The sequence below is a fragment of the Microbacterium sp. M28 genome, from assembly GCF_025836995.1.
GTDB lineage: Bacteria > Actinomycetota > Actinomycetes > Actinomycetales > Microbacteriaceae > Microbacterium.
Genome location: NZ_CP107546.1, coordinates 984564 through 1004094 on the forward strand (window position 1 = coordinate 984564; position 19531 = coordinate 1004094).

The window sequence follows — 19531 nt, forward strand, 5'->3', positions numbered from 1 at the left end:
GTCAGCGGCTGACGGATCAGTCGTCCGCTGATTCGTTCGCGCGTCGGCGGCGCGCAGCCGAGTGCTTGAGGCTGGCGGCCCACGTGTGGTTGGCGATCGCTGCGCTGAAGGACTCCTGGTACTTCCGCGCGTCGGTGGGATGACGAGTGAGGTCCCGCCCGCGGAATGGCGACTCCTCGCGGTGCGGCCCCTCGTCATTGACACGGCGGGCGAGCTCGTTGAGGTAGTCGTGACCGCGCTGTTCGTACTGCCGGAGCTCGGATTCGTCGAGGCGGATCAGCGCCGAGTCGTCGACCATCGAGTTGATCGCGTAGCGGGCGTCGAGATACAAATCACCGCGCTGCTCGACGAGGAACCACGAGCCCGGCTCATGGTCGACGTATCGCATCGCGTCGTGTACCTCGGCGATGCGCCGCGCGTCGCCCCATTCCTCGACGGGTGGGATCGGATCATGCGGACGCGACCAGGCGACATCCATCGGGTAGTACCCGAACGTCGGATCCGAATCGCGATACAGCGTGAAGCACATCACCCGTGCGCACGCCGTGCAGGAGACGTGGCTCTCCACCCATTCCAGCAATCCAGAAGCGTGGACGAGCCGCAGGTCCGCGAGTGCGACCGGGGACCCTATCTCCTCCTTGAGCTCGCCGGCGTCCACACCGGCGGCGAGGGCGTCGACGGTGCCGTCGATGGCGACGGCCCCCCTATCGTCGCGGACGAGGAGATCGCTGCACGTCGGGCAGAGGTCGTCTTCCGGGCGACACGTCGGCTTGGGATCGTCGACGAGGAACGCCAGACTTCGCAGACCGCCGCCTCGTTTATCGTCCGCGCGCACGTAGCAGGCGTCGAGAGTGAAGTAGCGCGAGCCGCCCTGGGCGAAGCCCCACCGTTCTCCGAACACCGTCTTGAGGTCGGCGAGCGTCGCATCGTTGCGAAGAGGGGCGACCCACTCGCCCAGCGAGATTCCCTGCGGAGCGAACGACGTCGGCATCAGGTGCAGGATCGCCGCGTTGACGATGCCGTCTCGGAGGATGATCTCACCCCCCGACGCGAACGACAGACGTCGGGATCGCACGGCCGGCTCGCCGAACCGGCCATCACGGACCTCCACTGGGTCGCCACCGAACGCGTCGATCAGTCCTCGTACGGCCGCATCGTCCTCAGACCGAGCGAGAGCGTCGACGATCATCGGCATCCCTGCGTGCTCTCCGCGTCGTCCCATCCGGACATTATCCGTGAGGATGCCGGAGCAGACGGCGTAGCCTGGCCGTGTGGCTGAAGGAGGCACGACATGACTGTTGACGATCGGCAACCAGGGCACATCCCGGCGCCGGGGGAGTCCTCGATCCCCGAGCTCGAAGAGGACGAGACAATCGCTCCGCGCCCCGAGGAGGAGATCGCCGACGTGCTCCGTGCCGAACCGGACCTCGACGACCACAGTGCGAAGAACGGATGACGCCGGTGGGATGCGCTCCTCGGCACCTCTCCGGAGCGGGCACGCTGCTCCGGTAACATTGTCAGTCCGTGCCGCGTCCGCATGGCCGATGACGATCATGACGGCCATACGAGAGGACTGACCACGTGAGCGAGAGCAGCATCTTCGACCCGAACGGTCGCGCCGTGCCCTACGTCGACGAGGGCGAGGGGCCCGTCTCCCTCGTGCTCATCCCCGAGCAGGGCACGGACAACGAGGTGCTCGGCATCGTCGCCCACTACCTCGCCGAGGAGGCGGGCTTCCGTGTGCTGCGCATCGGTCATCGTGCCGGTGAAGCCTCGCTCGCCGACCGGGCCGACGACGTCATCGCCGTCATGGACCACGTCGAACTCGCGGATGCCTGGATCGGCGGACACGGCTTCGGCGGTACGGTCGCCCGCACGCTCGTCGCGGCGCATCCGGATCGTTCGAACGGTCTCCTCCTGCTGGGGGCCGAGGATGCCGAGATCGCCCTCGCACCCGTTCTGCCTGTGCTGATCGTTCAAGCCACGGACGACGAGGTCAGCCCGATCGAGAACGCCGAGCGACTGCAGGCCACCGCGCCCGAGCGCTCGAGCATCAAGACCGTCGAGGGCGCGGACCACCTGTTCCCGGTGACGCACCCCGTCGAGACCGCCGTCATCATCGAGGAGTACCTCGACTGGGACTGACCCGTCATTCGCTTCGCGATACGCCGTGAAGGAGCGTGTCGACGATCCGGGACGCCAGCGCATCGACGTCGAGTTCGGCATCCTCTGGCGGTGACTGCAGCGTAGCTGACAGCAGTCCGTAGTACACGCTTCGCGCCCAGAGCAGGTCGGTGCTTTCGTCCAGGACACCAGCCGCCTGCGCGCGCTCGAGCACGACGAGACACAGCCGTGCGATATCGTCGTGGAGCTCCGCCGCCGCGCTGCCGGCCTCAGCGGGCACGCCGAGCGCGAATGCCCATGCGCCCTTCACCTCGAGCACGTTGGCGGTGATCCGGTGCAACGCGACGAGCGGCGGGGCGGTGTCAGGGCGTCCGTCGTCGATGGCATGGGCGAGCCGCTCCGCGGCGGACAGTGCCAGAGCATCGATCAGAGCCAGCCGACTGTCGAATCGTCGATGAATGGTCGTCCGGGCGACGCCCGCAGCCAGCGCGATCTTCTCCATCGGCGCGTTCGGATCCGCCGAGAGCACCCGTTCCGCCGCCTCCAGGATCGCGTGCACACTGCGCTCGGCGTCTGCTCGCAGCGGTCGCGGAGTCGAGTTCGTCATGAACAAAACCATACAGCCTTGTCTCCATTTCTGATATAACGGCAACATTGATGTTGCAGTTATGGATCGGAGCCGGAGATGAGATCGACCAACTCAGCCGCAGCGGGGGCCGCGGCCGCCATGCTGCTCGTCGGCACCTCCGCAGCCGTCTCCGCGACGATCGCCGACTATCCGGTCCTGCTCGGTCAGGCTTTGCGCTATGCACTCGCCGCCGGCATCCTGCTGCTGGTCCTGCGGTCGCTTCGACTGCCGCGCGTGCGCCTGACACCTCGAGATGCGATGCTGCTGCTCGCCCTCTCCGCCACCGGGCTGGTCGGATTCAACGTCTTCCTCGTCGAGGCGACGCGGCACGCGAGTCCGGCGATGATCGGCAGCATCGTCGGGGCGGTGCCCATCGTGCTCGCGATCACCGGACCGATCCTGCAACGGCGCCGACCGTCGATGCGGCTGATCGGGTCGGCGGCGATCGTGGCCGTCGGCGTGCTCATCGCCGCGGGATTCGGGGGTGCGAGCCCATATGGGGTGCTGCTCTCGTTCGGCGCCCTGCTCAGCGAGGTCGCCTTCTCACTGCTCGCCGTTCCGCTGCTGCCGAAGCTCGGAGCCCTGCGCGTCGCCGCTTACCCGGCCGTGCTGGCGGTGGTGCCGCTGGTTCTCGTCGGGATCGTCGTGGACGGGACGGACTCGCTGCGTCTGCCCACCCCGTCCGAAGCGCTGGCGTTCGGATACCTCGGCGCGATCGTGACCGCGCTGGCGTTCCTGCTCTGGTACGACGCGCTGCACCGGCTCGGCCCCGATCGCGCGGGCCTCTTCGCCGGCTTGGTCCCCGTGGGCGCGCTCGCGACCACCGCTCTGCTCGGTATCGGCGAGATCGGCGCGTCGCATATCATCGGGACCCCGCTGGTGACCATCGGGGTCGTCATCGGGATGCGGCGACGCCACGCGCTCGTACCGATCGCTTCGGGCACGGATGATCGGGCGGCGCCGCCGGCATCCGACGAGCATTGATGACGAAAGGAGGACCGCATGATCGGCACCCTGAACGCTCTGATCGACCGGATCGAGGACAGTCTCGATGAGGTCGATCCGGGACACGACATCGACATCGCGGAATTCGCGCGGGCGCACGCCACGACGGAATACCACCTGCGGCGCATGTTCGCATCGCTCGCCGGCATGCCCGTGTCGGAGTACATCCGGCGGCGGCGCATGACGCGTGCGGCGGCGGAGCTCGTCTCCGGCGCGCCGGACCTGCTGGCCGTCGCCGTGCGTCACGGCTACAGCTCTGTCGAGGCCTTCGGCCGGGCGTTCCGTGCCGTGCACGACACGGCACCGGCGCAGGTGCGCCGAGACGGCGGTCCTCTCCGCACACAACCCACGCTCAGATTCCGTCTGAGCGTCGAAGGGAGAATCCCCATGGACGTCAGCATCATCGACCGCCCAGCACTCACGCTCGTCGGCCACGCCGTCGAGGTGCCCCTCATCCACGAGGGCGTCAACCCGCACATCCAGGCGCACATCGCCTCGCTCGCTCCGCAGGAGCATCTTCGGCTGAAGGAGCTCGGAAACACCGACCCCGCCGGCATCCTGGCCGTCTCGGACGGACCGGATCCGGATGCCGCGGAAGGAACACCCCTCACGTACCTGCACGGCGTGGCCGTCTCAGACGGCACTCCCGTGCCGGACGATCTCGATACGATCGCACTGCCGGCCGGGTCCTGGGCGGTCTTCGCCTCCAGCGGACCGTTCCCCGAGACCCTGCAGCGGCTGTGGGCCGCGACGGCGACCGAATGGTTCCCGTCGAACCCGTGGCGTCTGCGCCCCGGACCGTCGATCGTGCGCTACCTCGAGCTGACCGAGACGCACGCGACGTGCGAGCTGTGGTTGCCGGTGGAGCGCGCCTGACCGCGGGAATCCGCGGCATGGTCACCCACAACGGGTGACCATGCCGCGTCAATCTCACACGGATCCCCGCTGAGGCAGTACGGTTCCAGAGGCCCGCCGTAACGGCGGCATCGCATGTGCCGTGACGGCGGCATCCAAAGAAAGGCACACACCCATGAACTTCTGGGCATCATTCTGGGACATCATCTGGTGGTTCATCCTCGTCTTCGCGTTCGTGTCGTACCTGTACGCACTGTTCGCCGTGATCGGTGACCTGTTCCGCGACAGCAAGCTCGGTGGAGGGTGGAAGGCGCTGTGGATCATCTTCCTGATCTTCGTGCCGTTCCTGACGGTCCTCGTCTACCTGATCGCCCGCGGCGGCAGCATGGCCGAGCGCTACGCAGCTCAGGCGCAGGCCGCGAAGGCCTCGACCGACGCGTACATCCAGCAGGTCGCGGGCGCGAGCCCGACCGACGAGATCGCGAAGGCGAAGGACCTGCTGACGTCCGGCGCCATCACGACGGAGGAGTTCGAGGCGCTCAAGGCCAAGGCCCTGCGCTGATCCTCATCCGAGGCTGATCGGACCGCCCCCTCGTCGACATCGTCGGCGAGGGGGCGGTTTCGTTTTCCGCGCGCTCAGGATGCCGTGAGCGCCTCGGCCAGCGCCGGTGCGAGACCGGGGACCTCGTCGACGGGCACCGCCAGCGCCAGCAACGACCGGCTGAAGAGGTTGCGAGCGCCGGCGGCCAGCGTGATGTCGACGATCTGCCGATCGCTGAAGCCCGCGTCGCGGAGTTGCTGGGTGTCCGCATCCGACATCTCGGCGGCGTCCGTCGAGAGCCTTCTGGCGTACCGGATCACGACCTGCTCGGCCTCGGAGAACCGACGGTCGTCGCCGTGCGCGAAGGCGAGGAGTCCGTCCTCATCGATGACGCCGGCCCGCAGCGCCTTGCGCCCGTGTGCGAGCAGACAGTGCGTGGATCCGATGGCCTGCGCAGCGCCGAGGGTCGCTGCCTCGTACACGCTCAGCCCGATCGAGGGCACCACAGCACGGACCAACTGCTCGAAGGCGAGATGCGCGTCGGGGTTGAGCGCCATCGCCTGCGTATGGGCGAAGACGAACCCGTCGTCTTCGATGTCTTCGGCGTACATGTCGGCGACGTGGCCCTTGGCGGTCTCCGCCGACGGAGGAGTGATGATCACAGCAACGTCCGTCCTGGCCGATGCGGACACCGGTCAGGACGGACGTTACTCGCCCGGCGCACCGGGCGGAAGAGCATCAGGCGGGCTGAGGCAGGATCGTGAAGCTGACGGTGCCTTCGCCGTCGACGCCGGCATCGAGCACCTTGTCGGCGAGAGCCTCCGCGGCGGCGGTCTCGAGGTAGACCCGGGTGCCGGCCGCCTCGATGATCTGATCGGCCGGTTCGGGGGAGGGGACGACGTGCACGGCGAAGCGCGCCTCTCCGTTGGGGCCGGGAGCCGGAGCGGACTCGATCCGCAGACCGGCGTCGTCCCCGTTCTCCTGGCCGGTCACGATGGTCGTGACGACGGCGTTTGCATTGTCGGTGAGGGTGAGCACGACGCTCTCCTTCCGTTCGCGGACACACCCCGGTCGGGGCATGTCCGGGCCACGATTCCGGACGACGTGGCGCGCTTCAACCCCCTGATGGTGACTCGGAGGGTTCTCCCACCTTGGTGGGGATCAATCGGCTACGGTCTCCTCACGCAGGCGGGGTTCCGTACGCCGATCGGGGCGCACCCCGGCCTTGTCCGCGTAGAACTCGCGGATGCGGTCCATGTCCGCGGCGACGTCGCCGGTGAGCGCGACGGTCGGCCCGAGACCGGCGGTCATGGTCGTGCGATCGACGAAGCCGAGCGTGACCGGAATCCCCGTCTGCCTGGCGATCCGGTAGAAGCCGCTCTTCCAGTACTCGTTGCCGCCCCGTGTGCCGTCCGGCGTGATCACGAGGCCGAACACCGTCCCGGCATCCACCTGCTCGATGACGTCCGCGACGACGCGACCGGGATCGGCGCGATCGACGGGGATGCCGCCGAGTCGGCGCATGATCGGCCCTCTCCAGCCTCGGAAGAGGCTCTTCTTGCCGAGCCAGTGCACGTCGATTCCGAGGCGCCACGCGATCGCGAGCATCAGGACGAAGTCCCAGTTGGAGGTGTGCGGCGCGCCGATGAGGATCGTGGGGCGATCCGGCGCGGACGCCCCGGCCAGCGTCCAGCGGCTGAACGTCCAGTACAGGCGGGACAGGAGGCGCTTGAGCATCAGACAACCGTATGCGAACGCATATGCAGCGCCGGGTATGCGGAGGCGTTCATCGTCGATTCGCCAGCCGGGGCAGCAGCACCCACATGACCAGGACGATCGCGCTCGCGATCAGCAGCACCGTCAGCGATCCTGCCCGCCCGAGCACGAAGTCGAAGATGAGCGTCGTGACCCCGACGCTCAGCAGACCGATGACGGCGAGGTCCGCCTTCACGATGCGCGAGGTGAAGCGGACGAGGTCGGGTTTGCGGTGCATCCCGAACCATGCGCGGTGCAGGCCGACCGGGGCCAGGGCGAGGATCGTCGCGAGCGCGGCCAGGGCCACCAGCACGAGATAACCGGCGCGCTGGATGTCGTCGAGTTCAGTGAATCGAGGTGCGAACGCCACGGCGAGCAGAAAACCGGACAGCACTTGCGTGCCGGTCTGCATGACGCGCAGCTCCTGCATGAGTTCATCCCAATTGCGATCCGCGCGTTCGTTCGGCGTCTCATCGCGACCGTCGGGTTTGGCATCCACATCGCTCATATCGGAAGTCTCGAGCTGCGCCGTCGGGATGTCCAGGGGGTTGTGTGCGCCGAGCCCGCTGCGGCAGGAGCCGGCGGTCGTAGGCGGGCGTAGCATGGTGGGATGAGCGATCCTCAGACTCCAGAGGCCACGACGGCTGCGCAGCCGCTCGTCTCGCCGATCGGACTCGATCTCTTGGGCGACACCGACGCGGGTGCCTGCAGCGGTGGATTCTGCGTGCTGCCGACCGAGAAGTGACACAGGCTGCGTCCGCCCCGCCGAGACGGGACGGACGCAGGACCGTCAGTGTCCGCCGTGGAAGCCCTCGCCAGCGTCGTCCGCCGGCTTGCGGACGAAGCCCGCGAGCGCGACGGCCACCAGCGAGATGATCGCGGCCAGGAGGAACGCGGTGCGCGCACCCGGTGCGCCGGCGGCAGCCGTCGACAGCCCGTCAGCCTCGCCTGCGTACAGGATCGACGAGTAGACGACGGTCATGACAGCGACACCGGCCGCGCCGGCGACCTGCTGCAGGGTGTTCAGGACGGCGGAGCCGTGCGAGTAGAACCGTCGCTCCAAGGATCCCAGCGACGCTGTGAACAGCGGTGTGAACGACATCGCGAGGCCGACCGACATGACGGTCTGCACGATCACGAGCATCCACCACGGAGTGCTCTCGCCGACCGTCGAGTAGAAGAACAGCGCTCCGGAGATCATGATGGTTCCCGGCACCAGCAGCGTCCGCGTGCCTCGTGCGTCGTAGACGCGCCCCATCACGGGACCGAGCAGACCCATCAGCACCGACCCGGGCAGCAGGATGAGACCGGACTGCAGCGCGTCCAGGCCGGCGACGTTCTGCAGGTACTGCGGCAGCAGCGTGAGGGTGCCGAACATGGACAGCGCCACGATGGCCATGATGATGACCGCGATCGTGAAGTTGCGTGAACGGAACACACGCAGGTCCAGCAGCGCGTCGTCGATGCGCTGCAGCATGAGCTGACGCCAGATGAACAGGGCGAGGGCGATTGCACCCACCACGAGAGCGACGACACCGGTGGTGGCGGCCCCGGCGCCGTGGCCGCCGAACTGGCTCAGGCCGTAGACGATGCCGCCGAAGCCGAACGCGGCGAGCGGGATCGAGAGCACATCGAGCGGGACCTTCTTCGTCTCGCCGAGGTTGGTCATCCACTTCGCGCCCATGGCGAGGGCCACGATGGCGATGGGCAGCACGATGCCGAACAGCCAGCGCCAGCTGAGGGTCTCGAGTACGGCGCCGGCGAGGGTCGGGCCGATGGCGGGAGCCAACGAGATGACGAGGCCGACGCGGCCCATCATGCGGCCACGGGACTGCGGTGGCACAACATTCATCATCGTGGTCATGAGCAGCGGCATCATGACGCCGGTGCCCGCGGCCTGGATCACGCGACCCGCGAGGAGCACCGTGAATCCCGGAGCGACGAGGCAGACCAGGGTGCCGAGCGTGAACGCGCTCATGGCGGCGATGAACACCTGTCGCGTCGTGAAGCGCTGCAGGATGAATCCGGTCGTCGGGATCACGACGGCCATCGTCAGCATGAAGGCGCTCGTCAGCCACTGTCCGAGCTCGGGCGGCAGGCCCAGGTCCTCGTTGAGGTGCGGGATCGCGATCCCCATCGTGGTCTCGTTGAGGATCGCGACGAACGCGGCGACCAGCAGCAGCCAGATGACGCGCATGTCCGAGGGCGCGATCATCGGTGCGGCTTTGGCGGGGGCGGTGGGTATGGAACCAGTGGTTGTGGCCATGACGTCTCCTTGCGTTCAGGACGGGCGGACGGCCACCGGCGGAACCGTCAGATCCGGCATCCGCTCGAGGGCAAGCCTCAACAATAACGACGGGGTGGGACGTCGCATTCCCGATATCTGAACGATTCCCGAGAATTCTTCCGGCGTTAGGCTGACCGCATGAGCATGGGCGGCGGACACGGGGGCGGTGGGCGCGGCGGCGGTGCGGCGTTCCGCGGGGTCGATGAGGCGGCGCAGAAGCGTCTGAATGCCGAGGCGCCGCGTATCCGGGGGCTCGGCCATCGCGTCATCGGGCTGTTCCGTCCGTATCTCTGGCGGATCGTCATCACGGGGATCCTCGTGGTCGCAGGTGCGGCGATCGCGGTCATCCCACCGCTGATCGTGCAGCGCATCTTCGACGATGCGCTGTTCCCTGTGGACGGTTCGCAACCCGACCTGTCCCTGCTGGTGCGGCTCGTCGCCGTCATGATCGGACTGTTCCTGCTCTCGGCGGTGATCGGAGTCGCGCAGACCTGGTTCACCTCGACCGTCGGCAACAGGGTCACGGGCGACCTGCGCGTGAAGCTGTTCGAGCACCTGCAGGAGATGGAGCTCGGGTTCTTCACTCGGACCAAGACCGGCGTGATCCAGTCCCGTCTGCAGAACGACGTCGGCGGTGTCTCCGGCGTGCTCACGAACACCGTCACGAGCATCCTCGGCAATACGGTCACGGTCGTCGCCTCACTCGTCGCGATGATCCTGATCGACTGGCGGCTGACGCTGATCGCCGTGGTCATCATGCCGTTCCTCATCATCGTGCAGCGGCGCGTCGGCCAAGTGCGGGCACGCATCGCGGGGGAGACCCAGGAGTCGCTGAGCGAGCTGACCAGCATCACGCAGGAGACGCTGAGCGTCTCGGGGATGCTGCTGTCGAAGTCGTTCAACCGGCAGCGCGCGGAGTCGGAGCGGTATCAGGCCGAGAACCGCAACCAGGTCGTGCTGCAGGTGCGCAGGGCGATGAGCGGTCAGGGGTTCTTCGCGGTCGTCCAGGTGCTGATGGCATCCGTGCCGGCGATCATCTACCTCGTCGCCGGATACTTCATCACGGGGGGCGTCGATGCCATCACCGCGGGAACGGTCGTCGCGTTCACCACGGTGCAGGCCCGGCTGCTGATGCCCCTGATGGGCCTCATGCGCGTGGCGCTGGACCTGCAGACCTCCGCCGCCCTGTTCGCGCGCATCTTCGAGTACCTCGATCTGGTCCCGGCCATCCAGGACGCGCCGGATGCCGTCGGCATCGCACAGGCGCCCGGACCGCGCGGGCGGGTGGAGTTCCGCGACGTCGTCTTCCGGTATCCGGATGCCGCGGCGGACGCCACGCCCACGCTGCAGGGAATCTCCTTCGTCGCCGAGCCCGGCCAGCACGTCGCGTTCGTGGGCCCGTCCGGCGCGGGCAAGACGACGGTGCTGTACCTCGCACCGCGCATGTACGAAGCGGCGTCCGGTCAGGTGCTGTTCGCCGGCGCTGACGTGCGCACGCTCACTCAGGAGTCGATCATCGACGAGATCGGGATCGTGTCGCAGGAGACGTATCTCTTCCACGCCACGATCCGCGAGAACCTGCTGTACGCCAGACCGGACGCCATCGAGGACGAGCTCGTCGCGGCGTGCGAGGCGGCCAACATCCACCACATCATCAGCGGCTTCGAGAAGGGGTACGACACCGTGGTCGGCGAGCGCGGATACCGGCTCTCCGGCGGGGAGAAGCAGCGCATCGCGATCGCGCGCGTGCTGCTGAAGGATCCGCCCGTCCTGCTGCTCGACGAGGCCACGTCCGCGCTGGACACCGTGTCGGAGCGTGTCGTGCAGGAGGCACTGGACGAGGCCGCGCGCGGACGGACGGTGCTGTCCATCGCGCATCGACTGTCGACGGTGATCGGTGCCGATGTCATCCACGTGCTCGAGGCGGGGCAGATCGTCGAATCCGGCAGCCACTCCGAACTGCTCGCCGCTGGTGGGCTCTACGCCGACCTCGCCGCCCAGCAGATCGCCGCGTCCCGCATCGTGGGCGCGGAGGAGGCCGCGGAGGCCGACACCAGTGCATCGGGCGGCGTGGCGGCCGGGCTCGCGGCGCGCCGGGCGGATCGTGCTCCCGAGGACTCGGTCGCAGCGGATGCCGTCGAGGCGCTCACCTCGCCTGTGCCGTTGCTCGGGGTTGCGGATCCGCGGGTCGAGCCGCCGGAGGCGTAATCCCTGACATCGGATCTTTCGGTGAGATGCTTGACCTGAGCTGGGATAGTGCGCAAGATTGGCCGAGATACATCCGACCTCTGGCCAAGAACGGTAACCCTGCATGACCGACAAGACCTGGACCGATCTGGATCACGACCTGCCCGAATGGTATGAGCGTGCGAAGTTCGGGATCTTCATCCACTGGGGCGCGTACTCCGTGCCGGCGTGGGCCGAACCGATCGGAGCTCTCGGCGAGGTCGAGGACGACGACACGTGGTTCGCGCACAACCCGTACGCCGAGTGGTACTTCAACACCATCCGCATCCCTGGCAGCCCCGCGCAGAAGCACCACGAGGAGACGTACGGCGGCGCGCCGTACGACGAGTTCCTCGACCGCTGGACGGCGGAGCGCTTCGATCCGCAGGCGTGGGCGGCGCTGTTCGCACGGGCCGGCGCCGAGTACGTCGTGCCGACCACGAAGCACCACGACGGCATCACACTGTGGGACGCACCGGGAACCGGGTCGCGCAACACCGTGCAGCGGGGTCCACAGCGCGATCTGGTCGGAGAGATCGCGCAAGCCGTGCGCGACGAGGGAATCCGATTCGGCGTGTACTACTCCGGCGGTCTCGACTGGTCGATCACCGACCTGCCGCCGCACCGGACTGGCGAAGAGGTGCACACGCTCCGGCCGAATGACGCCGCGTACCACTACTACGCGTTGGCCCACGTACGAGACCTCATCGATCGGTACCGCCCCGATGTGCTGTGGAACGACATCGAGTGGCCGGATGCCGGCAAGCACCGCGGGCGCGACGGACTGCACGAGATGTTCCGCGAGTACTTCGCCGCCAACCCGGACGGTGTCGTGAACGATCGGTGGGGCAGTACCTACTACGACGTCGCGACAACCGAGTACTCCGCAGGCAAGGCGAACGAGGACAAGGACGTCTGGGAGAACAACCGTGGCCTGGGGTGGTCGTTCGGGTACAACCGGCTCGAGTCCCCCAAAGAGACCCTCGACCCGATGCAGCTGGCCAAGCACTGGACGGATGTCGTCTCGAAGGGTGGCCGACTCCTCCTCAATGTCGGACCGACCGCCGAGGGTGAGATCCCTCAGCTGCAGCAGCGGACGCTCGAAGGGTTCGGACAGTGGAAGCGCGATGTCGCCGAGGCGGCATCCGTCACCGGACGCACGACGCAGGTTCAGCGCGACGACGCACGGTGGCGGCGCGACTGGGAGACGCCGACCGAGCGGATCGTGTTCCTGGAAGATCCGGGCGAGCACCGGGTAGGAGCGGCAGGCATCCACCTCGATCGCGTCCGCGTGCTCTCCGGAGACGTGGTCGTGGAGCGGGACGGCGACGAGGGGGTCGTGCGGATCGCCGGTCTGACGCACGGCCCAGCGGCCGTGGCTTTCGCCCGCAGCTGAGGTCGGGTCGGCGGCCCGTCGGCGTCAGTGCGCCGACAGGCCGCCGTCCACGAACAGCGAATGCCCGGTGACGTACGCGGAACCCGGTCCCGCGAGGAACACGGCGGCGCCGGCGAAGTCCTCGGGCAGGCCGTTGCGACCGATCATCGTGCGCGCCGCGAGCGCCGCGACCTTGTCCGGTTGCTCCTGCAGTCGCGCGTTCAGCGGCGTCAGCACGAACCCGGGCACGAGCGTGTTGCTCGTCACGCCGGTGCCGCCCCACGCCTCGGCCTCTGACCGCATCAGCGATTCGACCGCGCCCTTGGAGACGCCGTAGATCCCGCTGCCGACGAATGCGCGATGCGCCTGCTGGGAACTGATGTGGATGAGCCGGCCGTAGCCTCGGTCGGCCATTCCAGCCGCGAACCGCTGCCCCAGCAGGAACGGAGCGAGCGCGTTCACGGTCATCGTGGCATCCCAGTCGGCTTCGGTGATGTCCGGGAAGGGCGGGCGGATGTTGATGCCTGCGGAGTTGACGAGGATGTCCGGTTCGCCGAACGGTTCGGGCGCGGCCTCGGCCACGGCGTGGATGCCGGCTCGAGTGCCGAGGTCGCCGACGACACCGGCGGCGCGGCATCCGGCTTCGGTGAGCTCGCGCACCGTGGCATCGATGCGGTCCTGTCCGCGCGCGACGATCACGGTGGCCGCACCCGCGCGTGCGAGGGCTGTGGCGATGCCGCGGCCGATGCCGGAGCTGCCGCCGGTCACGACAGCGGTGCGGCCGGCCAGGGAGAAGAGCGAGTCGAGATACGTGGTCATGGGTCTCCTGAGTTGAGGGCGCGCAGGGACGTCACCAGCGGAGCGCGGCCGCGAGAGCGGGGTCGGGGTGGGCGTCGGCGAACTCGGGGTATGACCGCAGCTCGTCCGTGAACGCCGCGACCTCCGCGGCGTATGCGGGGTCGGGGTGGGTGCCGGCGATCTCCTGGAGCGGCGGCACGTCCATCGCGAGGATGAGCTCCAGCCTAGCGGCCACGGCGGCGTGCGCCCCGGCATCCCGAAGCACCCGGATGCCGCCGCGCAGGGCCGTCAGGTAGTCGCGGAGCACCGGCAGCTGCGCCTTGCCCTGCGTGATGGACGAGCCGTCGGCGCGCAGTCGCCAGCGGACCACGACATCGGGGATCACGTCGAAGGCGCGAGCGGCGGTGTACATGCGCTGCGCGACGATCTGGTCCTCGTACGCGACGCCCTCGGGGAACCGCAGGCCCGCCCACAGGTCGCTGCGGCTGATCTTCGACCACGCCACGATGTTGGCCGACGCCTTCGGGTGCTCGAGGATCGTCGTCCCTCGGCGCTCCGGATCCGTGGCTGCGGCGACCCAGGGCTGGACTCGCCCGGGGACGTACGCGCCGCGGTCGTGGCGGGAGCGGACGTACGCGCCGGCGACGAAATCGCTGCCGGTGTCGTCGAGCGTGCCGATGAGGCGGGCGAGCGCGGTCGGGGTCAGCTCGTCGTCGCCGTCGAGGAATCCCACGAAGGCGGTGTCGACCCGCTCCAGCCCGACGTTGCGCGCCGCTCCCAGTCCGATGGAGCGTTCGTGTCGGAGCACCTCGAAACGGGGATCGGATGCCGCGGCATCGGCGAAGATCTCACCGGTGGCGTCGACCGAGCCGTCGTCGATGAGCAGAGCCCGCCAGCGCTGTTCGGTCTGTGCGCGCAGAGAATCGAGGGCCGCCGGGACGAACGCGGCGATGTCGCGACCGGGGACGATGAGCGTGACGAGCGGGGCGGGCACGTCCCGAGTCTAGGGCCGCCGCGCGTGCACAACTCCGCAGAGTCCGTGACCACAGAACCGACGAGCCCGCGATGATGCAAGAGCGGCCAGCGGCGCCTCGCAACGGTGAGGAGTTATGAACCGGAAACGGCGCGCACCGCATCAGCGACCAGCGCCGCGAGCTGCGCCGGCGCTTCGGCGGGCAGCGGAGTGCGGCCGAACGTGAACCGCACCGACGTCTGGGCGACCTCCGGCGCGATCCCGCAGGCGAGGAGCACGTGCGACGGCTCATCGCTTCCCGCGGCGCACGCCGACCCGCTCGACGACACGACGCCGCGCCGCTCCAGCTCCAGCAGGACGGCTTCGCCGCTGACCGCGGCGAACGTGAAACTCGCCGTGCCGGGGAGCCGGGCGTCGGCGGCACCGGTGAGCGACGCCTGCGGGACGGTCGCGAGCACCGCCTCGACGAAGGCGCGGGTGCGGTCGCCGACCGCCGCCGATACGGCCTCGCGTTCCGCCTCGGCGAGTTCGAGGGCAGTGGCCAGCGCGACGGCGCCGGCCACGTTCTCCGTCCCGGAGCGTCGTCTGCGCTCCTGCCCGCCGCCGTGCAGCAGCGGCTCGAGCGGAATGCGGCCGCGGACGGCGAGAGCGCCGATGCCCTTGGGAGCGCCGAGCTTGTGACCGGCGAGCGAGAGGGCGTCGGCGCCGAGCCCGGCCAGCGGAAGCCACCCGGCGGACTGCACGGCGTCGGCGTGCAGCACGGCACCGGTGGCGTGCGTCACCGCGGCCAGCGCTGCGACGTCCTGCACCGTCCCGATCTCGTTGTTGGCGTGTCCCAGCGACACCAGGGCGGTGTCCTCTCGGATGACGTCGGCGAGGGCATCCGAGGTGATGCGACCGTGCGCATCCACCGGCACGGCCGTGACCTCTGCACCGTGGAACCGTTCGAGGTAGCCGGCGGACTCGAGAATCGACTCGTGCTCGATCGGCGACACCACGAGATGACGGCGACGCGACGCGAGCACGATCCCCTTGACGGCCAGGTTGTTCGCCTCGGTGCCGCCCGCCGTGAAGATGACGTCGCCCGCCCGCATCCCGAGCGCGCGGGCGACGCGCGCGCGGGCGTCCTCGAGCGCGCTCGCCGCGGCCTCGCCGACCGTATGGTGGCTCGACGGGTTGCCGAACACGCCGGTCAGGAACGGACGCATCGCCTCGAGAACCTCCGGGCGCACGGGCGAGGTCGCGGCGTGGTCGAGGTAAAGCATCAACCGATCCGCAGATCCAGCCCGAGATCCAGGGCCCGCGCCGAATGCGTGAGCGCGCCGACGGAGATCACGTCGACCCCGGTCTCGGCGATCGCGCGGACGGTGTCGAGATTCACGCCGCCGGATGCCTCGACGGTCGCCCGCTCTCCGATGAGTCCGACGCCGGCTCGCAGGTCGTCCAGCGAGAAGTTGTCGAGCAGAACGGTGTCAGCACCACCGTCCAGCACCGCGGGGATCTGGTCGAGCCGGTCCACCTCGACGACGACGTGCGTCGTGTGCGGCAGGCGGGTGAGGGCCTCACGCAGCGCGGTGGCGAGGTCGGCGCCAGTGCTGGTGAGTACCGCGAGATGGTTGTCCTTGGCCATCACGGCATCCGACAGCGAATACCGGTGGTTGCTGCCGCCGCCGGAGATCACCGCGTGCCGCTCGAACGCGCGAAGTCCGGGCGTCGTCTTGCGCGTGTCGGCGATGCGGGCGCCCGTGCCGTCGACGGCGTCCACGTACGTCGAGGTGAGCGTGGCGATCCCGCTCATGCGCTGCACGAAGTTGAGCGCGACCCGCTCGGCCGTAAGCAGGCTCCGTGCCGGCCCGGATGCCGAGGCGAGGACGTCACCTGCGACGAAGGCGTCGCCGTCGCCCACGTGCAGGTCGACGGTGACGGCGGGGTCGGTCAGCGTGAACGCGGAAGCGAACACGTCGCCGCCGCTGACGACTCCGGCTTCCCGCGCGACCAGATCGGCGGTCGCGGACGCGTCTGCGGGCAGCAGCGCCGTGCTGGTGAGGTCGCCCCACGGGGCGTCCTCCTCGAGGGCGGCGGAGACGACGCGGGTGAGGGTGGCTGCAGTGATCATCGGGCTCCGATCAGGGAACGTTCGCGGAAGTGGGCGCCCACCGATTCGGTGCGCGCGAGGGCGGCGGATGCCGTCGCCTCGGCGAGCAGGAGCAGGTTCGCGTCCTCGTGCTCGGCGGGGGAGGCCGGCGACACGGAGGCCGACTGCCAGGCATGGATCGTGGCGAGCGCGTCGGCCAGGCCTTCGTCCCTGCGGAGCAGGCCGACGTGATCCCACATCAGCTGCTGGAGCGCGCGGCGGGAGAACGCGGGTGCACCGTCGCCCTCGGTCGTGGAGCGAGTCGAAACGCGGTCAGCGCTATACAGCCGTCCCCGCGTTTCGACTCGGTCGGCTCCGCCGTCCTCGCTCGACGAACGAGAGAGCGCGACGGCGGCGGCCGCCGCGCGGGCGCCGAAGACGGCGCCTTCGAGGAGCGAGTTCGAGGCCAGGCGGTTGGCGCCGTGCACGCCCGTGCGGGCGGTCTCTCCGGCGGCGAGCAGCCCGTCCAGGGTCGTGCGTCCGTCGAGGTCGGTAACGATTCCGCCCATGAGGTAGTGCGCGGCAGGCGTGACGGGGATCGCCTCGCGCGACCAGTCGAAGCCGCGCCGTCTCGTGACACGGTCGATCGTCGGGAAGCGCTCGGCCAGCCGCCGCGCGCCGAGTGCCGAGGCGTCCAAGCGGACCGGGGCGCCCTGCCGTCCCGCACGCCGCGCGATCGCGCGTGCGACCACGTCGCGCGGAGCGAGTTCGCCGTCCGGGTGCTCGTCGAAGCAGAACCGGTGTCCGTCCTCGTCGATCAGTGTCGCGCCCTCCCCGCGGACCGCTTCCGAGATGAGGAAGGGGGCACCGTCGGCCAGGATCGTCGGATGGAACTGGACGAACTCCAGGTCAGCCACGGCAGCGCCGGCGCGCATCGCGGCGGCGATCCCGTCGCCGGTGGCGCCGACGGGGTTGGTCGTGTGCGCGAACAGCTGTCCTGCACCGCCGGTCGCCAGGATCACGGCATCCGCAGGCTTCTCGACGACGATCCCGTCGAGAAGGAGCCGCATGCCGCGGACGGAACCGGCAGTCATCAGAAGGTCGATGAGGAAGGCGCTCTCGACGATCTCGATGCCTGCCGAGCGCACGGCCGCGGTCAGGGCGCGGGCGATCTCCGCCCCGGTGGCGTCGCCACCGGCGTGGACGATGCGCGCGGCGCTGTGCGCGGCCTCGCGTCCGAGCAGCAGGGCGCCGTCATCCGCACGGTCGAAGGCGACGCCGCGGGCGATCAGCTCGGCGATGCGGGCGGCGCCCTCCGAGACGAGCACCTCCACCGCGTCCGGGTCGCTGAGGCCTGCGCCGGCCGAGATCGTGTCCTCCGCGTGCGCAGAGGCGGAGTCACCGGCCCCGTACACACCCGCGACGCCGCCCTGTGCGAGAGGCGTGCTGCCGTCGCCGAGCGCACCCTTCGCGAAGATCGTGACCGCGTGCCCGGCCTCGTGCGCGTGCAGCGCGGCGGTGAGCCCGGCGATGCCGCAGCCGACGACGGCGATGGTCATCGTGCGCTCGCAACCACCGGGGGCTTCGCGGCCAGCATCCGCTCCAGCGCGACGCGCGCCGGATCGGCGACGTCGCTCGTCACCTCGATGCGGTTGACGACGCGGCCCGCGACCAGTTCCTCCAGCACCCACGCGAGGTAGCCGGGGTGGATGCGGTACATCGTCGAGCACGGGCACACCACAGGATCGAGGCAGAAGATCTCGTGCTGCGGATACTGCGCTGCCAGGCGACGCACCAGGTTGATCTCCGTGCCGATCGCGAAGGTGGTGGGTTCGGTGGCAGCGTCGATCGCTCGGCGGATGTAGTCGGTCGAACCGGCCTCATCCGCGGCGTCGACGACCTCCATGGGGCATTCGGGGTGCACGATGACCCTGACCCCGGGGCGCTCGGCGCGCGCCTGATCGATCTGGGCGACCGTGAAGCGCCGGTGGACGGAGCAGAAGCCGTGCCACAGGATCACGCGTGCGTCCTCGATCTCCGCTTCGGTCGATCCGCCCAGCGGCTTGCGCGGGTTCCACATCGGCATCTGCGACAGCTCGACGCCCATGCCCTTCGCGGTGTTGCGTCCGAGGTGCTGGTCCGGGAAGAACAGCACGCGCCGACCGCGCTCGAACGCCCACTCGAGAACCGTCGCGGCGTTCGAGGACGTGCACACGATGCCGCCGTGGCGGCCGACGAAGCCCTTGATGGCAGCGGAGGAGTTCATGTACGTGACGGGGATGACCGGCACGCGGCCGTCTTCGTCCTCGGCATCCAGATCGCCGAGCACCTCGGCCAGCTGCTCCCAGCATTCCTCGACCTGGTCGATGTCGGCCATGTCCGCCATCGAGCATCCGGCTGCGAGATTCGGCAGGATCACCGCCTGGTCCGCTCCCGAGAGCAGATCAGCGGTCTCGGCCATGAAGTGCACGCCGCAGAACACGATCGCCTCGGCATCCGGTCGGCCCTTGGCTGCTGTGGCGAGCTGGAACGAGTCGCCCACGTAGTCGGCGTGCTGGACGACCTCCTCGCGCTGGTAGAAGTGCCCGAGGATGACCACGCGGTCGCCGAGCGTCTGCTTCGCGGCGACGATGCGCGCGTGGAGCTCGTCCTCGCTCGCGTCGCGGTACGCCGTCGGCAGCTCGCCCTGCCGGGGCGCTCCGGTCGGGATCACATCGCCCATCGACGAGCCGGGTCCGTACCCGGGGCGGGTGTCGAAGTCCCACGGGCCGAGCGCAAGATCGGTGCTGCAGGTGGCGTCGACGCTGGTGCCGTCGACGATGGCCTGGATGGCGTGGTCGACGGACGGGTCCGTGCGCAGACGGGAGACGGGGACGAAGGCGGTGCTCAT

General features: G+C 69.2%; 21 protein-coding genes. 8 read left to right on the forward strand and 13 right to left on the reverse strand.

Annotated features, from left to right (window positions below):
* Positions 1-16: 16 nt before the first annotated feature.
* A complete protein-coding gene (locus tag OED01_RS04915; RefSeq protein WP_264157263.1) occupies positions 17-1195 on the reverse strand; it encodes a hypothetical protein in 1179 nt (392 codons plus the stop codon).
* A gap of 96 nt (positions 1196-1291) precedes the next feature.
* On the opposite strand from OED01_RS04915, the gene OED01_RS04920 reads away from it, so the two are divergent.
* Both OED01_RS04920 and OED01_RS04925 read left to right on the forward strand, forming a co-directional pair.
* Positions 1292-1456, forward strand: a complete 165-nt coding sequence (locus OED01_RS04920; RefSeq protein WP_264157264.1) for a hypothetical protein — start codon at positions 1292-1294, stop codon at positions 1454-1456.
* A 125-nt stretch (positions 1457-1581) separates the two neighbouring features.
* On the forward strand, positions 1582-2145 hold the full coding sequence (locus tag OED01_RS04925) for an alpha/beta fold hydrolase (protein ID WP_264157265.1): 564 nt from the start codon (positions 1582-1584) through the stop codon (positions 2143-2145).
* A 4-nt stretch (positions 2146-2149) separates the two neighbouring features.
* Here OED01_RS04925 and OED01_RS04930 read toward each other — a convergent pair whose 3' ends face one another.
* Entirely contained in the window at positions 2150-2731 is a 582-nt protein-coding gene (locus OED01_RS04930; protein WP_264157266.1) for a TetR/AcrR family transcriptional regulator, read from the reverse strand.
* A gap of 78 nt (positions 2732-2809) precedes the next feature.
* Here OED01_RS04930 and OED01_RS04935 point away from each other — a divergent pair, with 78 nt between their 5' ends.
* From OED01_RS04935 to OED01_RS04945, 3 genes are all read left to right on the forward strand, one after another.
* On the forward strand, positions 2810-3736 hold the full coding sequence (locus OED01_RS04935) for a DMT family transporter (protein WP_264157267.1): 927 nt from the start codon (positions 2810-2812) through the stop codon (positions 3734-3736).
* Between the two features lie 18 nt (positions 3737-3754).
* Complete coding sequence (locus tag OED01_RS04940) at positions 3755-4633, forward strand: AraC family transcriptional regulator (protein WP_264157268.1); 879 nt, start codon at positions 3755-3757, stop codon at positions 4631-4633.
* Between the two features lie 154 nt (positions 4634-4787).
* A complete protein-coding gene (locus OED01_RS04945; protein ID WP_264157269.1) occupies positions 4788-5174 on the forward strand; it encodes an SHOCT domain-containing protein in 387 nt (128 codons plus the stop codon).
* Positions 5175-5248: 74 nt separating this feature from the next.
* On the opposite strand, the gene OED01_RS04950 is transcribed toward OED01_RS04945, so the two are convergent.
* From OED01_RS04950 to OED01_RS04965, 4 genes are all read right to left on the reverse strand, one after another.
* Complete coding sequence (locus OED01_RS04950) at positions 5249-5815, reverse strand: carboxymuconolactone decarboxylase family protein (protein WP_264157270.1); 567 nt, start codon at positions 5813-5815, stop codon at positions 5249-5251.
* Between the two features lie 76 nt (positions 5816-5891).
* Positions 5892-6191 carry a Fe-S cluster assembly protein HesB gene (locus tag OED01_RS04955; protein ID WP_264157271.1) on the reverse strand — a complete coding sequence of 100 codons (300 nt, stop codon included), beginning with the start codon at positions 6189-6191 and terminating at the stop codon, positions 5892-5894.
* A gap of 123 nt (positions 6192-6314) precedes the next feature.
* Positions 6315-6890 carry a 1-acyl-sn-glycerol-3-phosphate acyltransferase gene (locus OED01_RS04960; RefSeq protein ID WP_264157272.1) on the reverse strand — a complete coding sequence of 192 codons (576 nt, stop codon included), beginning with the start codon at positions 6888-6890 and terminating at the stop codon, positions 6315-6317.
* A 49-nt stretch (positions 6891-6939) separates the two neighbouring features.
* Positions 6940-7416, reverse strand: coding sequence for a DUF6328 family protein (locus tag OED01_RS04965; RefSeq protein ID WP_264157273.1), 477 nt, complete (start codon positions 7414-7416; stop codon positions 6940-6942).
* Positions 7417-7518: 102 nt separating this feature from the next.
* On the opposite strand from OED01_RS04965, the gene OED01_RS04970 reads away from it, so the two are divergent.
* Positions 7519-7653, forward strand: coding sequence for a hypothetical protein (locus tag OED01_RS04970; RefSeq protein ID WP_264157274.1), 135 nt, complete (start codon positions 7519-7521; stop codon positions 7651-7653).
* A 45-nt stretch (positions 7654-7698) separates the two neighbouring features.
* Here the strand turns inward: OED01_RS04970 and OED01_RS04975 are convergent, their stop codons facing one another.
* Positions 7699-9174, reverse strand: a complete 1476-nt coding sequence (locus OED01_RS04975; protein ID WP_264157275.1) for a DHA2 family efflux MFS transporter permease subunit — start codon at positions 9172-9174, stop codon at positions 7699-7701.
* A 165-nt stretch (positions 9175-9339) separates the two neighbouring features.
* Between OED01_RS04975 and OED01_RS04980 the strand changes: the two genes are divergently transcribed.
* Together OED01_RS04980 and OED01_RS04985 are read left to right on the forward strand one after the other, a co-directional pair.
* The gene (locus tag OED01_RS04980) at positions 9340-11403 is read left to right on the forward strand and encodes an ABC transporter ATP-binding protein (RefSeq protein WP_264157915.1); all 2064 of its coding nucleotides are present in this window, start codon (positions 9340-9342) and stop codon (positions 11401-11403) included.
* 103 nt (positions 11404-11506) lie between these two features.
* A complete protein-coding gene (locus OED01_RS04985; RefSeq protein WP_264157276.1) occupies positions 11507-12817 on the forward strand; it encodes an alpha-L-fucosidase in 1311 nt (436 codons plus the stop codon).
* Positions 12818-12841: 24 nt separating this feature from the next.
* Here the strand turns inward: OED01_RS04985 and OED01_RS04990 are convergent, their stop codons facing one another.
* From OED01_RS04990 to nadA, 6 genes are all read right to left on the reverse strand, one after another.
* Complete coding sequence (locus tag OED01_RS04990) at positions 12842-13615, reverse strand: SDR family NAD(P)-dependent oxidoreductase (RefSeq protein WP_264157277.1); 774 nt, start codon at positions 13613-13615, stop codon at positions 12842-12844.
* Between the two features lie 31 nt (positions 13616-13646).
* Positions 13647-14588 carry a glycosyltransferase family 2 protein gene (locus OED01_RS04995; RefSeq protein ID WP_264157278.1) on the reverse strand — a complete coding sequence of 314 codons (942 nt, stop codon included), beginning with the start codon at positions 14586-14588 and terminating at the stop codon, positions 13647-13649.
* A gap of 113 nt (positions 14589-14701) precedes the next feature.
* Positions 14702-15832, reverse strand: a complete 1131-nt coding sequence (locus OED01_RS05000) for a cysteine desulfurase family protein (protein ID WP_264157279.1) — start codon at positions 15830-15832, stop codon at positions 14702-14704.
* Complete coding sequence (gene nadC, locus OED01_RS05005) at positions 15832-16683, reverse strand: carboxylating nicotinate-nucleotide diphosphorylase (protein ID WP_264157280.1); 852 nt, start codon at positions 16681-16683, stop codon at positions 15832-15834. The genes OED01_RS05000 and nadC overlap by 1 nt, the downstream gene beginning before the upstream one ends.
* Positions 16680-18200 carry an L-aspartate oxidase gene (gene nadB, locus OED01_RS05010; RefSeq protein ID WP_264157281.1) on the reverse strand — a complete coding sequence of 507 codons (1521 nt, stop codon included), beginning with the start codon at positions 18198-18200 and terminating at the stop codon, positions 16680-16682. Before nadB ends, nadC begins: the two co-directional genes overlap by 4 nt.
* Complete coding sequence (gene nadA, locus OED01_RS05015) at positions 18197-19531, reverse strand: quinolinate synthase NadA (RefSeq protein ID WP_264157282.1); 1335 nt, start codon at positions 19529-19531, stop codon at positions 18197-18199. The genes nadB and nadA overlap by 4 nt, the downstream gene beginning before the upstream one ends.

Excerpts from the sequence above, each read along its gene's own strand:
- OED01_RS04915 (WP_264157263.1), bottom strand. The coding sequence starts at position 1,195 with ATGCCGATGATCGTCGACGCTCTCGCTCGGTCTGAGGACGATGCGGCC.
- OED01_RS04920 (WP_264157264.1), top strand. The coding sequence starts at position 1,292 with ATGACTGTTGACGATCGGCAACCAGGGCACATCCCGGCGCCGGGGGAG.
- OED01_RS04930 (WP_264157266.1), bottom strand. The coding sequence starts at position 2,731 with ATGACGAACTCGACTCCGCGACCGCTGCGAGCAGACGCCGAGCGCAGT.
- OED01_RS04935 (WP_264157267.1), top strand. The coding sequence starts at position 2,810 with ATGAGATCGACCAACTCAGCCGCAGCGGGGGCCGCGGCCGCCATGCTG.
- OED01_RS04940 (WP_264157268.1), top strand. The coding sequence starts at position 3,755 with ATGATCGGCACCCTGAACGCTCTGATCGACCGGATCGAGGACAGTCTC.
- OED01_RS04945 (WP_264157269.1), top strand. The coding sequence starts at position 4,788 with ATGAACTTCTGGGCATCATTCTGGGACATCATCTGGTGGTTCATCCTC.
- OED01_RS04960 (WP_264157272.1), bottom strand. The coding sequence starts at position 6,890 with ATGCTCAAGCGCCTCCTGTCCCGCCTGTACTGGACGTTCAGCCGCTGG.
- OED01_RS04965 (WP_264157273.1), bottom strand. The coding sequence starts at position 7,416 with ATGAGCGATGTGGATGCCAAACCCGACGGTCGCGATGAGACGCCGAAC.
- OED01_RS04970 (WP_264157274.1), top strand. The coding sequence starts at position 7,519 with ATGAGCGATCCTCAGACTCCAGAGGCCACGACGGCTGCGCAGCCGCTC.
- OED01_RS04975 (WP_264157275.1), bottom strand. The coding sequence starts at position 9,174 with ATGGCCACAACCACTGGTTCCATACCCACCGCCCCCGCCAAAGCCGCA.
- OED01_RS04980 (WP_264157915.1), top strand. The coding sequence starts at position 9,340 with ATGGGCGGCGGACACGGGGGCGGTGGGCGCGGCGGCGGTGCGGCGTTC.
- OED01_RS04985 (WP_264157276.1), top strand. The coding sequence starts at position 11,507 with ATGACCGACAAGACCTGGACCGATCTGGATCACGACCTGCCCGAATGG.
- OED01_RS04990 (WP_264157277.1), bottom strand. The coding sequence starts at position 13,615 with ATGACCACGTATCTCGACTCGCTCTTCTCCCTGGCCGGCCGCACCGCT.
- OED01_RS05000 (WP_264157279.1), bottom strand. The coding sequence starts at position 15,832 with ATGCTTTACCTCGACCACGCCGCGACCTCGCCCGTGCGCCCGGAGGTT.
- nadC (WP_264157280.1), bottom strand. The coding sequence starts at position 16,683 with ATGATCACTGCAGCCACCCTCACCCGCGTCGTCTCCGCCGCCCTCGAG.
- nadB (WP_264157281.1), bottom strand. The coding sequence starts at position 18,200 with ATGACCATCGCCGTCGTCGGCTGCGGCATCGCCGGGCTCACCGCCGCG.
- nadA (WP_264157282.1), bottom strand. The coding sequence starts at position 19,531 with ATGAGCACCGCCTTCGTCCCCGTCTCCCGTCTGCGCACGGACCCGTCC.